Source organism: Sphingomonas sp. NPDC019816, from assembly GCF_050274375.1.
Lineage (GTDB): Bacteria > Pseudomonadota > Alphaproteobacteria > Sphingomonadales > Sphingomonadaceae > Sphingomonas.
In genome coordinates, this window is sequence record NZ_JBNNOB010000103.1 from 1 (window position 1) to 14,402 (window position 14,402).

A 14,402-nucleotide genomic window follows, 5' to 3' on the forward strand; every position below is an offset into this window, starting at 1 on the left:
GGCTGAACGGGGCGGGTTGATGGCCGCCATTTCCCAGTCCCCGTTCAGCCTGAGCGAAGTCGAAGGCCAAGGGAAACCACCGCCACATGCCGTAAGCCCCTCCCGCAGGCGGGAGGGGTTTGGGGAGGGCACGGGATCTCGCAGAGACCATCGCTTGTGGCTTTCCCTCCCCCGACCCCTCCCGCCTGCGGGAGGGGAGGAAGAAGTGACGCTCACAAAAAGCTATATGGGTCCACATCCACGGCGACGCGGACCTTGGCCGACCACTCCAGCCCGCCCAGCCATTCGCGGATCACATCCTGCACCGCCAGCGCGCGCCGGGCATGGACCAGTAACCGGAACCGATGCCGCCCCCGCAGCATCGCCAACGGCGCGGGCGCAGGGCCGAAGACGTGCATCCCGTCCACCTTCGGGGCCGCGCGCGCGATCATCCCGGCGGCGGACTGCGCCGCGCCCTGATCCTCCGACGATACGATGATCGCGGCATAGCGGCCGAAGGGCGGCGCATCGGCATCGCGCCGCGCCTCGGTCTCCGCCGTATAGAACGCTTCGGCATCGCCGGTCACCAGCGCCTGCATGACCTGCGCCTTGGGGCTATGCGTCTGGATGAAGACATGACCCGGCTTGGCCCCACGCCCCGCCCGCCCCGAGACCTGCCGGATCTGCTGAAATGTCCGCTCCGCCGCGCGCAGATCGCCGCCGTCCAGTCCCAGATCGGCGTCGATCACCCCGACCAGTGTCAGGTTGGGGAAATGATAGCCCTTGGTGATCAGCTGCGTGCCGACGACGATGTCGATATCGCCCGCCTCCATCCGCCCGACGAACTCGGCTGCCTTGGCGGGGGACCAGATGGTGTCGGACGTGACGACCGCGATCTTGGCCTCGGGGAACAAAGCGGTCGCCTCGTCCGCGATCCGCTCGACGCCGGGGCCACAGGCGACCAGCGTATCCTCGCCGTCGCATTCGGGGCAGGCGCGCGGGGTGGGCAGGACGTGACCGCAATGGTGACAGGCCAGCCGCCGCACGAGCCGATGCTCGACCATCCAGGCGGTGCAATTGGGGCATTGAAAGCGATGCCCGCAGGTTCGGCACAGCGTCAGCGGGGCATAGCCGCGCCGGTTGAGATAGAGCAGCGATTGTTCGCGCTTCTCCAGAACCTCCTTCATCGCGGCGACCAGCTTGGGCGCGATCCAGCGGCCGCGCTCGGGCGGGTTCTGGATCAGGTCGATCGCCTCGATCGTCGGCATCTGCGCGGGGCCGAAGCGGCCGGGCAGCTTGACCTCGGTATAGCGGCCCAGCGCCACCTGTTGCCGCGTCTCGATGGCGGGGGTGGCGGAGGCGAGGATGACCGGGCACGGTTCGAACTTGCCGCGCATCACCGCCACGTCGCGCGCGTGGTAATGAACGCCGTCCTCCTGCTTGAAGCTGGTCTCATGCGCCTCGTCGACGACGATCAGGCCGAGATTGGCATAGGGCAGGAACAGCGCCGAGCGCGCGCCGACCGTTACCAGCCCCTGGCCGCTGGCGATCGCGCGCCAGGCGCGGCGCCGCTGCGAGGACCGCAGCCCGGAATGCCACGCCACCGGTTCGCAGCCGAAGCGATCGTGGAAGCGCTTGAGGAACGGCTCGGTCAACGCGATTTCGGGGAGCAGGACCAGCACCTGCCGCCCCTCGGCGACCGCCTGCGCCACCGCCTCGAAATAGACCTCCGTCTTGCCCGAACCTGTGACGCCGTCGAGCAGCACCGGCTGGAAGGCATGGGCGGTGACGCCTGCCACCAGCGTGTCTGCTGCCGCGCGCTGATCCTCGGACAGCTCGGGGCGGTGATGGTTCGGGTCGGGCAGGGGGAACGGGCTGTCGATATCGACCTCGACCCCCTCGATCGCGCCGGTCTTGACGAGGCCGCGGATCACCGTGTCGGAGACATCGGCCATCGTAGCCAACTCGCGGATCAGGCCCTGCCGGTCGCCGATCCGCTCCAGCGCCTGGGCACGCTGCGGGGTCAGGCGGTCGGGGACATGGCCGGTGACGCGATATTCGGTGACCGTGCGCGCGCCCTCCAGCGCGGAGGTGGAGGACAGCGCCATGCGCACGACGGCAGCTGGCGGCGCAAGATAATAGTCGGCCGTCCACTCGATCAGGCGGCGCAGCGCGTCGGGCAGGGGTGGCGCATCGGCCACGCCGAGCAGCGGTCGAAGGCGATTGTCGCCGACCTCCGCGTCCGATGGCATCCGATCGGGCTCCCATACCACGCCCAGCAGCTGGCGCGGGCCCAGCGGCGCGACGACGATCGAACCCGGCTCGACCGTCATGCCATGCGGCACGCGGTAATCGAGGGGGCCGAGCGCGGAGTTCAGGACAAGGACGCGGGCACGCGAGGACATCGCCTCGCTATATGGGCATGCGGCGGCGTTGGGAAAGGTCCCGACCGCCAGCATGTCCGATCAGGCGCTGCGCCGCCGATCCCCACCACGCCGCCGTTCGCCGGTGCGCAGGCGCTTGGCGCCATAGAGCCGGCTGTCGGCATGGTGCATGAAATCGCGCGTGTTCCGGCAATCCTCCGGCCGCAGCGTGACGCTGACCGTTCCGCTGCACGCCATGGTGATGCCGCCGACCGTGATCGAGACGGTGAGCAGCGCCTCCAGCCGAGCCTGCATCATGTCCTGCGCGGCGAGCATGGCGGGGTCGCGGACGATGATGCCGAACTCGTCTCCACCGAGCCGCGCGACGAAACACGTCGCCAGCCAATCGGAACGCAGGCGATTGCCGACCATCCGCAGGACTTCGTCGCCCGCCGGATGGCCCAGCGTGTCGTTGATCGCCTTGAACCCGTCCAGATCGATCAGCACCAGGCCGAGCGGAGCATCGTCCGCTGCCGCCGCCTCGCCGATCGCGGCCTCCAGCGCGCGGTCGAAGGCCGCGCGGTTGCACAAGCCGGTCAGCGCGTCGGTGTCGGCCATATGACGTAGCTTGGTCTCCAGGGCATGACGTTCGGTCACGTCCTGGAACATGCCGACCAGGCCATGGACGCGTCCGTCGACCATCTCGCGCTCGCCCATCACCCGCACCCGCCTCCGGCGCCCCATGGCGGTGATGAAGTCCAGTTCGATGTCGAACGGGTCGCCGGTCTCGACCGTGTTCTCGATGGTCGAGCGCAGGACCCCGCGTGCCTCGGGCGGATAATAGGACAGGCCCTCGTCGATCGAGAAATGCCGGCCCGGCGGCAGTTCATGGATGCGATAGACGCCGTCCGACCAGGTCGCTCGCCGGTCCTTCAGCGCGATGTGCCACGATCCCATCATCGCCAGCCGCTCGACCTGGCGGACGTTGCGATCCTTGGCGCGCAGTTCCTCGGCCTGGCGGTCGCTGAATTCGGCCATCATGTTGGCGCGCCGGGCGATCGCGCGGGCGGCGATCAACGCTTCGGCCAGACGGGCGAGATGGCGCAGGGTCCGCTCGCCCGCAGCGCTCAGCGAACGCGGCGAATCGTCCATGACGCAAAGCGAGCCGATCGGTTGGAGAGTGCCGTCCAGGTCAGGCACCCGGATCGGCATGCCGGCATAGAAGCGCGTGCCCGGATCGGCCGCGACGAAGGGATTGACGGCGAAACGCGGATCGCTCGACAGGTCGGGCACGATCATCAGATCGGGCGAGCGAATGGTGAAATCGCAAAAGGCGACGTCGCGCGGCATCTGCTTGGGCAGGGGGCCGACCGCCGACTTCACCCAGAAACGGTCGCGATCGGCCAGGGTGAGCGCGGCCAGCGGACATCCCAGCATGTCGGCGGCCAGCGAGACGAGCGCGTCGAACTCCGCCTCGGGCTCGCTGTCGAGCAAGGCATGGGCCTGCAGCGTCGCCAGCCTGCGTTCTTCGTCAAAGCCGAAAGGCGTCGGAAAGGGAACGGCCGTCATGGTCGAAGCAGCATAGTATAAAACCCACCGAAAACAAAAAAATCCAATGTTTGTCGTCCGGGGCCGGGCCCCGTTTCCCCCATTAAAGCGACAACGCGCGCATCCGATCCCTCTAACCCCCTGAAAGTGATGACGCATTTTTCATGTTCCGGTCACCCGGGGGTAGGCCGGGGGGCGGTAGCCACCGGACATCGAGTTCACAAAGCTCGGCGCCCGACACTCCCGGGGGTGCCGTCGGGGCCGGCGGAGAGCGTGCTTTCCGCCGGCCTTTCGCTGGTATCTGCGCGCAAGTGATCGATCCGGGCCGATCGCGATTGACACGAACTCGTCCGATGCCGGAGCAGATAATCGATGAGTCGCAAAATCCTGATCGTCGAAGATGACGCCTCGACCGCCGCCTATGTCGCCAAGGGGCTGGCGGAGGCGGGCTATGCCGTCGAGCAGTGCGGCGATGGCCGCGACGGTCTGTTCCTGGCGAGCGAGGGCATATTCGACCTGATCATCGCCGACCGGATGCTGCCGCGCCTCGACGGGCTGGCGATGGTCAGCGCGATCCGCGCGGCGGGGATCGCCACGCCGGTGCTGATCCTGTCCGCGCTGGCGACGGTGGACGACCGGGTCGACGGGCTGAAGGCCGGGGCGGACGATTATCTGTGCAAGCCCTTTTCCTTCGCCGAGCTGTCGGCGCGGATCGAGGCGCTCGTCCGCCGATCGGACCGCAACGCGTCGGAGCCGACCCGGACCAAGCTGAGCGTCGGCGATCTGGAGATCGATCTGCTGGCACGCACCGTCACGCGCGCGGGCAAGATCATCCCGGTCGGCGCGCGCGAGTTCAATCTCCTGGAATTCCTGGCGCGTCATGCCGGGCAGGTCGTCACCCGCACCATGATGCTGGAGAAGATCTGGAACTATCATTTCGACCCAGGCTCCAACGTGGTCGACGTCCATATCGGCCGGCTCCGCCGCAAGTTGGAGGAGGGCTTCGCCACGCCGATCCTGCACACGGTGCGCGGTGCCGGCTATCGGCTGGCCGTGGAGGGGTGAAGCCGCGGCTGACGATCTCGGCGCGGATCGCGCTGCTGTCGATCATCCTGGCGCTGACGTCCAATCTGGTGCTGGTCGGCTTCATCTGGAAACAGACCAGCGCCGATGCGGTGGCCGCGCTTCACCGCGAGATCGTTGAGCAGGCCGATGCGTTGCGCGCGGTCTGGCGGACGGGCGCGCTGCCGGCGCTGGCCGACGCGATCACCGAGGCGCGCGAGCCGGGTGACGTGACGCTCGTCCTCGCCATCTTCGATGCAAGGGGGCACCGGGTGGCCGGCTATGCGCCCGAGCATCTCGCCGTACCGCTGGCCGACACGCCGTTCCGCATCGCCATGCTGGGGCGCGGCGGGGTTTGGGCGTCGCGCGAGGCGGGCTATACGCTGCATCCCATCGGCGGCGACTGGTTGCTGGTCGGGCGCCCGCTCGACCTGATCGAGGCGCAGCAGATCGCGATCGAACGCGCACTGGCGCTGGCCGTCATGCTGTCGCTGATGCTGGGCGCCGGCACCGGGCTGGTGCTGGCCCATTATGTCGCGCGGCGGCTGAACACGATCGTATCGGTGATGGACGCGGCGGGCGAGGGCGACCTGTCGCGCCGCGTGTCGCTGATCCGGGCGGGCGACGGTGATGCCTTCGACCGGCTGGCGGTGCGGCTGAACGCCATGCTCGGCAAGATCGAGCAGTTGATGGCCGAGTTGCGCGTCGTTACCGACAGCCTGGCGCACGATCTGCGCTCGCCGCTCGCCCGGCTGCGCACCAAGACCGAGCAGGCGGTGCTGATCGCCGACCCTGCGCAGCGCGAGGCGGCGCTAGGCGGCCTGTTGGTCGAGACCGATCTCATCATGCGGATGCTGACGATGGTGATCGAAATCAGCCGTTCCGAATCGGTGACCCGCGACCGCTTCACGCTGGTCGCGCCCGCCGACCTGGTCGAGGAGATCGGCGAGCTTTACGCCCCGGTCGCCGAGGATGCGGGTTTGCGCTTCCTGATCGAGGTCGAGGACCGGCCAGCGCCGCTACCCCTGCACCGCGAATTGATGAGCCAGGCGCTGTCCAACCTGATCGACAATGCGCTGAAGCATGGCGCATCGGGCGGGCAGGTGACGCTGCGCCTGTCGCGCGTCGGTGTGGGTATTTTCTTCCAGGTCGAGGATCACGGCCCCGGCATCGCCGAGGCGGACCGGGCGCAGGCGCTGAAGCGGTTCGGACGCCTCGATACCGCGCGGACGACACCGGGCGCTGGGCTGGGCATGGCGTTGATCGAGGCGGTGGCACGGCTGCACGGCGGGCGGTTCGAGCTGGGGGACAATGGTCCCGGGCTCATTGCGCGGTTGGTGATTCCCTGATCCTCCCCGCGAGCGGGAAGGGGGACCGCCGCGAAGCGGTGGTGGAGGGGCCGTGCCGCGAGGGTGACCCCATGAGGGAGGCCCCCTCCGTCAGGGCTGACGCCCTGCCACCTCCCCGTGCCGGGGAGGATTGCTCTTGCCCAATGTCCCCAGCGCTTTAGAGCCGGTCCCCATGGATTCACTTTCCCTGTTCGGTCTGGCCGCAGTGTCCTTCACCCTGGTCTGCTATGCGATGGAGGCGGGGTCGCATTGGTGGACGCTGGGCTTCGTCCTGGGCTGTATCGCGGGGTCGGCCTATGGCTTTCTACAGGGCGCGTGGCCGTTCGGGGTGGTGGAGATCGTGTGGGCGATCGTGTCCTTCCGCCGCTGGTGGACGCTCAAGCGCCTCCAATCGACCAAGTTTGTGGAACCGATCGCTTGACAGGGTGTTGCGCGGGGCTTAACGGACCGTCCTTCCAACACCATCGGTTGAACGACGCGCGACTTGCGTGCGTCGCCCTTCCGCGTGGCGGAACCATCGCGTTGAGATGAAGCGTGTGCGGCCATGCCATGCTTCGTGGAGCTAGGAGAACAAATTTCATGGCACGTATCGCGGGTGTTAACCTCCCGACCAACAAGCGCGTGATCATCGCGCTGACCTATATCCACGGCATCGGTCCGGCCAAGGCGAAGCAGATCTCCGCCAAGCTGAACATCGCCGAGGACCGCCGCGTCCAGGACCTGTCGGACCAGGAAGTCCTGCAGATCCGCGAGACCATCGACGCCGATCACACGGTGGAAGGCGATCTTCGCCGCGAGACCGCGATGAACATCAAGCGCCTGATGGACCTGGCCTGCTATCGCGGCCTGCGTCACCGCAAGGGCCTGCCGGTTCGCGGCCAGCGCACGCACACCAATGCGCGCACCCGTAAGGGCAAGGCGAAGCCGATCGCAGGCAAGAAGAAGTAATTCGTCCGGGGGACGAATTACTCCGCCGGAGGCAGGCTTGTGGCTGACCGCCCGCCGCTCTCCGCATCTGGATATCAGGTCAGGATTATCACCTAATGGCACGTGAACCGCAGCGCATTCGCCGTCGCGAGCGCAAGAACATCACCGCCGGCGTCGCCCATGTGAACGCCAGCTTCAACAACACCATGATCACCATCACCGACGCGCAGGGCAACGCCATTTCGTGGTCGTCGGCCGGCATGATGGGCTTCAAGGGCTCGCGCAAGTCGACCCCGTATGCGGCGCAGGTCGCAGCGGAAGACGCCGGCAAGAAGGCCGCCGAGCACGGCGTGCGCACCCTGGAAGTCGAAGTGAAGGGCCCGGGTTCGGGCCGCGAGTCGGCGCTGCGCGCGCTGCAGGCGGTCGGTTTCCAGATCTCCTCGATCCGTGACGTGACCTCGATCCCGCACAACGGCGTGCGGCCTTCCAAGCGTCGCCGCGTCTGATGCTTCCCATGGCCGGCTGACGAGTCGGCCATGCCTCTCTCCACGGCTGGAACCGTCCCCGTTCCGGCCCATAACTCAGGGGAACCACGTGTCTGTCAACGCAAAGAACTGGCAGGAACTCAAGAAGCCCAACGCGCTCGAGAAAAAGGGTGGCGATGGCAAGCGGAAGGCGACGTTCGTTGCCGAACCGCTGGAGCGTGGCTTCGGCCTGACGCTGGGCAACGCGCTTCGTCGCGTGCTCCTGTCGTCGCTCCAGGGCGCGGCGGTCACCTCGATCAAGATCGAAAACGTGCTGCACGAATTCTCGTCGCTGGCCGGTGTGCGTGAAGACGTCACCGACATCGTCCTGAACGTCAAGCAGCTCGCCATCCGCATGCAGGGCGAAGGCCCCAAGCGGCTCCAGCTGTCGGCGACCGGCCCCGCCACCGTCAAGGCCGGCGACATCGCCGTGTCGGGCGATATCGAGGTCATGAACAAGGACCTGGTGATCTGCCATCTCGACGAAGGTGCGACGCTCAACATGGAGCTGACCGCCGACATCGGGAAGGGCTATGTCCCCGCCGCGTCCAACCGTCCGGCCGATGCGCCGATCGGTCTGATCCCGGTCGATGCGCTCTACTCGCCGGTGCGCCAGGTGTCGTACAAGGTCGACCCGACCCGCGTCGGTCAGGACCTGGACTATGACAAGCTGACGCTTTCGGTCGAGACCGACGGCACCGTCACCCCGGAAGACGCCGTGGCCTATGCCGCGCGCATCCTCCAGGACCAGCTGGCGCTGTTCGTGCACTTCGACGACTCGGCGCTCACCCGCGCGGCTCCCGTGGGCCAGGCGGCGATCCCGGTCGCCGGTGGCGAGCCGCAGAGCGACGCGCAGCAGATCAACCGTTACCTCCTAAAGAAGGTCGACGAGTTGGAACTGTCGGTGCGTTCGGCCAACTGCCTCAAGAACGACAACATCATCTATATCGGCGATCTGGTCGGCAAGACCGAAGCCGAGATGCTGCGCACTCCTAATTTCGGCCGCAAGTCGCTGAACGAGATCAAGGAAGTGCTGTCGTCCATGGGTCTGCGCCTTGGCATGGAAATCCCTGGCTGGCCGCCCGAGAATATCGAGGAAATGGCCAAGAAGCTGGAACAGGAGATCATGGGCTGAGCCGCACGCGGATAGCCATGCTATCCGCGAGACGGCGAAAGCCTGGCCGGTGGGCCGCCCCAGGGCGGCCCATTCGACGTCAGGATCGCGGCTTCGCCGTGATCCGACCCTTCGGTCCGGCCCCTCCACCATCGCTTCGCGACGGTCCCTCTCCCCATCGGTGATGGGGAGGATTTGAATAGGCGAAGGTAGCAGCCTTAATCGCTACCAGCTCTGGGGTACCGTGACACGGCCCCTTAACGAACGAAGGAACTACCCATGCGTCATCGCGTCGGCGGCCGTAAGCTGCAGCGTACCTCGGCCCATCGTATTGCGCTTTTCCGCAACATGTCGGCCGCGCTCATCAAGCATGAGCAGATCACCACCACCGTCGCCAAGGCGAAGGAACTGCGTCCCTATGTCGAAAAGCTGGTGACGCTGGCCAAGAAGGGCGGCCTGTCGAACCGTCGTCTGGCGCATGCCCGCCTGCTCGACGACGCGCAGCTGGTGAAGCTGTTCGACGTTCTGGCAGCGCGCTATGCCGACCGCAACGGTGGCTATACCCGCATCATCAAGGCCGGCATCCGTGCGTCGGACGCCTCGCCGATGGCGATCATCGAGTTCGTCGACCGCGACGTCTCGGCGAAGGGCCAGGATTCGGGTCCGGTCATGAACGAGGAAGATTTCGACGAAGCCGCGTAATTCCCGCGCGTCTTTCGAGACACCTTCGAAAGGGGGCTGCGCCAGCGATGGCGCGGCCCTTTTTCATGATATGCCACGGCTTCGCCTGCCAAACCGCCGCATTCTCGAAGCCTCTTGCGAGATAATAGTATCCGATATACCTTCATGTTTGAGCGATAAAACGTCTTGCATCTGCAAATGACGATCGAGGGGGTGGCGATATGCGCAGGATCTATGGCTTGGCTCCGGCCCTCTTGCTGGCGGCGTGCGGGTCGGGGGATGGCGATCGCATCACCGCCGATGGCCCCGTGGCCACCGCCGCCGCCGTTGGGTCCTCCGTCACCGGATGCCGGGCGACGTCGAACAGCAGGCCCTGGGGCACGCTGCCTGTCCGCAGCTGGACGCCCGCTTCGGCCAATGCACCGGATCAGCCTTATCGGGTGCCGGGCACCGCATTCGGACCGGCCTTTCAGGCTCGGCTCATCTGGGCTTATGGCGCCGATCTTGGGGAAAGCAGTCGCGTCGCGGAATTCGAGATGGCCGATGGCTGTCGTCGCCGCTTCCGCCTGTCCTCCCTGTCGGGGGACGATGTCGCGGTGATCGAGCAGGAGGCGGCCCGGCATCCCATGCCGGACGATACCGCCAGCTACGCCACCGATTACGACCATGAACCGACCAGTCGGGACGCACTGGCGGCCGGTACGGTACGCAAGGTCGAAACGCAGCACTTCACCTTGTGGTACGGGGTGAACACGGACGGGTTCAGCCATCGCTGGGCGCGGGATGCGAATATCGGCTGGGACCAGTTCGTCGAAAATTCGGGTCGTTGGCGGAGACGATCTGGCTGTGGAACCGCGACATTCTGAACGCCCCCATGCCCTATCGCGACGCCGCCGACCGCAAGAAGATCAACATGTATATCTGTGGCACCGGTCTGCCCTTCTCCGGCGATGGTGACATGGGCGATTGCGGCGCCACGGGCGAAAGCGCGATGTGGGTCAGCGCACCCTACCTCTTGGATGGTGGCGTGACCTCGACCCATGAATTCGGTCATGTCATCCAGTTTCACACCGGCGGTTTCCGGGACAAGCCCGATGCCGGGCCGATCTGGGAGGTCGGGGCGGAATGGAATGCCTATGTCCTGTCGCCCAGTTTCGAGGGTTTCATGCCCTCCTATCTCAACAATCTGGAGAATGGGCCGCTTTGGTCGATCGCGCGCTATGGCGCACAGGCCTTCATGTCCTTCCTGTACGAACAGGATACGACTCGCGCGCTGGTCTGGCGCAGCTGGACGGAAAACCGGCGCAACGGCACGGGGGGCACGACCGAGGATTATATGCAGACGTTCGTCCGGTTGGGGCAGGAGGCTGGGACCTATCCCAACGGTTTTGCTTCTTTCGCCAACGACATGGGCTGGTATGGCGCGCGGCTGGCGGGGATGGACTTTATCGACCAGCGTGCCCTGACCGACGCGATGATGGCGTCCACGTCCCAGACCTGGGCCTCGCATTTCCATGCGCCCCTGGCCCAGACCTCAACCGCAAACCAATATCTGTCCTCGCCCGCGCGTCCGCTGCTGGAATTCGGCACGCACGTGATCCCGCTGACGCCGACGGGCGGGACGGTGCAGGTCAGGCTGACCGGCCGTACCACCGCCAACCAGGCCGCGTGGCGCTTCGCGATCGTGGCGATCGAGAACGGCACCAAGGTGACCTATTCGCCGCTGGGCGCGGTGTCGGGCACCAACAGCGCCACCGTCTCGCGCACCGTGCCGCAGGGGGGCAAGCTGTTCCTGACCGTCACCGCGACGCCGGGCGCCTATGAAACGCTGGGCTGGCAAGGCGATGGCGCCGTTACCGGCACCAAATTCCCCTACCGGGTCAATATCACGGGTGCCACCGCGCCGACCGGGGACCCGGCCGCCTGCGCCGCCAATGTCGCGCCCAATACATGGACGCTGAATTACAACACCAACGGCAATGAGGAATATGGCCGCCCCTGCTGAACAGGGGAGCGGGCTGGATTTCCGGGGGGGGGGAGAGGGCGTGCCGGCGACGGGGCGCCCCTTTCGCCTGGGGCAGGTCGCACGCAAGCGCCATGGACACACCTTCAAAGGCCATCCAACACCCCGGTAGTATTTCGCCCAAGACATCGCTATCGGACCGCCATGGAGCACCCGGACAGCATCCTCATCGTCGATTTCGGCAGCCAGGTCACCCAGCTCATCGCGCGCCGCGTGCGCGAAGCGGGGGTCTATAGCGAAGTCGTTCCCTTCCAATCGGCCGAAGCGGCGTTCGCGCGGATCAAGCCAGCCGCAGTCATCCTGTCGGGCGGCCCCGCCTCGGTGGTTGATGCTGGTTCGCCGCGCATCCCGCAGGCCATTCTCGACAGCGGCCTGCCGATGCTGGGCATCTGCTATGGCCAGCAGGCGCTGACCGAGCAGCTGGGCGGCAAGGTCGAGAAGGGCGACAGCGGCGAGTTCGGCGAGGCGTTCATCACCGTCGAGGACGGCTGCGCGCTGTTCGACGGGCTGTGGGCGACGGGCGAGCGGCATCAGGTGTGGATGAGCCATGGCGACAAGGTGACCGCGCTGGCGCCGGGTTTCCGTGTGGTGGCGACCAGCCCCGGCGCGCCTTATGCGATCATCGCCAATGACGAACGCCGCATCTATGCGATGCAGTTCCACCCGGAGGTCGTCCACACCCCCGATGGCGCCAAGCTGATCGGCAATTTCGCGCGCCACGTCGTCGGGCTGACCGGCGACTGGACGATGGCCGAATTCCGCGAGGCCAAGATCGCCGAGATCCGCGAGCAGGTCGGCAGCGGCCGGGTGATTTGCGGTCTTTCCGGCGGGGTCGACTCGTCGGTGGCGGCGCTGTTGATCCACGAGGCGATCGGCGACCAGCTGACCTGCGTGTTCGTCGATGGCGGCATCCTGCGTCAGGGTGAGGCCGAGCAGGTCGTCAGCCTGTTCCGCGGCCATTACAACATCCCGCTGGTTCATGTGGACGCGCAGGAGCAGTTCATGGGCGGCCTGGCCGGCGTCACCGACCCCGAGGCCAAGCGGAAGTTCATCGGCAAGACCTTCATCGACGTGTTCGAGGCCGAGGCCAAGAAGATCGGCGGCGCCGAGTTCCTGGCGCAGGGCACGCTGTACCCCGACGTGATCGAGAGCGTCAGCTTCACCGGCGGCCCGTCGGTGACGATCAAGAGCCACCACAATGTCGGCGGTCTGCCCGAACGCATGAACATGAAGCTTGTCGAGCCGCTGCGCGAGTTGTTCAAGGACGAGGTCCGCGCGCTCGGCCGTGAGCTGGGCCTGCCCGATGTGTTCGTCGGTCGCCACCCGTTCCCCGGACCGGGCCTCGCCATTCGCATCCCGGGAGAGGTGACTAAGGAACGGTGCGACATCCTGCGCAAGGCGGATGCCATCTATCTGGAGGAAATCCGCAACGCCGGGCTGTACGACGCCATCTGGCAGGCGTTCGCCGTGCTGTTGCCGGTGCGCTCGGTCGGCGTGATGGGCGATGGCCGGACCTACGACTCGGTGCTGGCGCTGCGCGCCGTGACCTCGGTCGACGGGATGACCGCGCAGGCCTTCGACTTTCCCGGCGACTTCCTGCCGCGCGTGACGACCCGGATCATCAACGAGGTGAAGGGCATCAACCGCGTCGTGTACGACTATACCAGCAAGCCGCCCGGCACGATCGAGTGGGAATGACCGCTTAGACATCAGGAAAAAGCGCCCCGGCCGATACCGGGGCGCTTTTTCGTCAATCGTCGGTATTGGCGCGCCCGGAGGGATTCGAACCCCCGACCGAGGAGGTAGAAGCTCCTTGCTCTATCCAACTGAGCTACGGACGCGCGGATGGCGGCGTCCCTAGCGCGGTTTGCAGCCCAAGGGAATGGCGATAAACGAACCCGTCGGGCCAGAGGGGGATTGAGCATGAGCGCAGAGCGAATCGTGGCGGCGCGCGATATGGAACGGGGCGCGTTCCGCTGGTTCGACTTCGTGATGGCCGCGTTCGTGACCATCCTTCTCCTCTCCAACGTCATCGGCGCGGGCAAGGTCGCGGTCATCACCCTGCCACTCGTCGGCCAATGGCCGTTCGGGGCGGGCATCCTGTTCTTTCCGCTCAGCTATGTCATCGGCGACGTGCTGACCGAGGTCTATGGCTATGCCCGCGCGCGGCGCGTGATCTGGGCGGGGACGGCGGCGGTGCTGTTCATGGCCTTCATGAGCTATGTGGTGGTGGCGCTCCCCCCGGCGCCGACCTGGACCAACCAGGCGGCCTATGAGGTGATCTTCGGACAGGTGCCGCGCATCGTTCTCGCCAGTGTCTGCGCCTTTTGGGCAGGCGAGTTCGCCAATGCCTATGTCATGGCGCGGATGAAGGTGTGGACGGGCGGGCGGCATTTGTGGTCGCGCACCATTGGCTCGACGCTGGTGGGGCAGGGGGTGGACAGCCTGATCTTCTATCCGTTGGCCTTTTGGGGGGCGGAAGGCTGGACGACGCATCTGGTGGTCGTGGTGCTGTTCACGCAATGGGCGCTGAAGGTCGGCTGGGAGGTCTTGTTGACCCCGGTGACGTACCTGATCGTCGGCTGGCTGAAGCGCGCCGAGGGGGTGGATGTGTTCGATGAGGGGACGGACTTTTCGCCGTTCCGGGCGAAGGTTTGAGTTCACGCGAAGCCGCGATGGCGCGAAGGGTTTGAGAGATTGGGTTCGCGCGGAGGTGCGTAGGACGCAGAGGTGTCCTATCTGGCGGCAGCCAAGCTATGTCTGCCATTGGCGTGGTATAGACCGTGATGACATGGCATTGAGTCAGCGCGAGCCCCTCCCCTTCAGGGGAGG

13 protein-coding genes and 1 tRNA gene are annotated in these 14,402 nt (G+C 66.3%); 11 read left to right on the plus strand and 3 right to left on the minus strand.

Annotated features, from left to right (window positions below):
• Positions 1-212 precede the first annotated feature (212 nt).
• Positions 213-2,384, minus strand: a complete 2,172-nt coding sequence (locus tag ACQKJZ_RS14025; protein WP_427731673.1) for a primosomal protein N' — start codon at positions 2,382-2,384, stop codon at positions 213-215.
• Positions 2,385-2,444: 60 nt separating this feature from the next.
• A complete protein-coding gene (locus tag ACQKJZ_RS14030) occupies positions 2,445-3,911 on the minus strand; it encodes a diguanylate cyclase domain-containing protein (RefSeq protein ID WP_427731675.1) in 1,467 nt (488 codons plus the stop codon).
• 351 nt (positions 3,912-4,262) lie between these two features.
• On the opposite strand from ACQKJZ_RS14030, the gene ACQKJZ_RS14035 reads away from it, so the two are divergent.
• The 10 genes from ACQKJZ_RS14035 (at position 4,263) to guaA (ending at position 13,268) form a co-directional block, all read left to right on the plus strand.
• Positions 4,263-4,955: a response regulator transcription factor gene (locus ACQKJZ_RS14035; protein WP_312488934.1), complete on the plus strand. Its 693-nt coding sequence runs from the start codon at positions 4,263-4,265 to the stop codon at positions 4,953-4,955.
• Positions 4,952-6,301: an ATP-binding protein gene (locus tag ACQKJZ_RS14040; protein WP_427731678.1), complete on the plus strand. Its 1,350-nt coding sequence runs from the start codon at positions 4,952-4,954 to the stop codon at positions 6,299-6,301. Before ACQKJZ_RS14035 ends, ACQKJZ_RS14040 begins: the two co-directional genes overlap by 4 nt.
• Before the next feature lie 172 nt (positions 6,302-6,473).
• Positions 6,474-6,722, plus strand: coding sequence for a hypothetical protein (locus ACQKJZ_RS14045; RefSeq protein WP_312488932.1), 249 nt, complete (start codon positions 6,474-6,476; stop codon positions 6,720-6,722).
• Positions 6,723-6,880: 158 nt separating this feature from the next.
• Entirely contained in the window at positions 6,881-7,249 is a 369-nt protein-coding gene (gene rpsM, locus ACQKJZ_RS14050) for a 30S ribosomal protein S13 (protein WP_183952705.1), read from the plus strand.
• A 95-nt stretch (positions 7,250-7,344) separates the two neighbouring features.
• Complete coding sequence (gene rpsK / locus ACQKJZ_RS14055) at positions 7,345-7,734, plus strand: 30S ribosomal protein S11 (protein WP_042486392.1); 390 nt, start codon at positions 7,345-7,347, stop codon at positions 7,732-7,734.
• An 88-nt stretch (positions 7,735-7,822) separates the two neighbouring features.
• Positions 7,823-8,887, plus strand: a complete 1,065-nt coding sequence (locus tag ACQKJZ_RS14060) for a DNA-directed RNA polymerase subunit alpha (RefSeq protein ID WP_183952706.1) — start codon at positions 7,823-7,825, stop codon at positions 8,885-8,887.
• A gap of 258 nt (positions 8,888-9,145) precedes the next feature.
• The gene (rplQ, locus tag ACQKJZ_RS14065) at positions 9,146-9,568 is read left to right on the plus strand and encodes a 50S ribosomal protein L17 (RefSeq protein ID WP_312488928.1); all 423 of its coding nucleotides are present in this window, start codon (positions 9,146-9,148) and stop codon (positions 9,566-9,568) included.
• Positions 9,569-9,786: 218 nt separating this feature from the next.
• Complete coding sequence (locus ACQKJZ_RS14070) at positions 9,787-10,413, plus strand: hypothetical protein (protein ID WP_427731682.1); 627 nt, start codon at positions 9,787-9,789, stop codon at positions 10,411-10,413.
• Positions 10,374-11,552, plus strand: a complete 1,179-nt coding sequence (locus ACQKJZ_RS14075; protein ID WP_427731684.1) for a DUF6055 domain-containing protein — start codon at positions 10,374-10,376, stop codon at positions 11,550-11,552. Before ACQKJZ_RS14070 ends, ACQKJZ_RS14075 begins: the two co-directional genes overlap by 40 nt.
• Positions 11,553-11,714: 162 nt before the next feature.
• Positions 11,715-13,268, plus strand: coding sequence for a glutamine-hydrolyzing GMP synthase (gene guaA, locus ACQKJZ_RS14080; RefSeq protein ID WP_427731686.1), 1,554 nt, complete (start codon positions 11,715-11,717; stop codon positions 13,266-13,268).
• 66 nt (positions 13,269-13,334) lie between these two features.
• Here guaA and ACQKJZ_RS14085 read toward each other — a convergent pair.
• Positions 13,335-13,411: transfer RNA gene (locus tag ACQKJZ_RS14085), tRNA-Arg, on the minus strand.
• A gap of 82 nt (positions 13,412-13,493) precedes the next feature.
• Here ACQKJZ_RS14085 and ACQKJZ_RS14090 point away from each other — a divergent pair.
• Entirely contained in the window at positions 13,494-14,228 is a 735-nt protein-coding gene (locus ACQKJZ_RS14090; RefSeq protein WP_427731688.1) for a queuosine precursor transporter, read from the plus strand.
• The last annotated feature ends 174 nt before the right edge of the window (positions 14,229-14,402 follow it).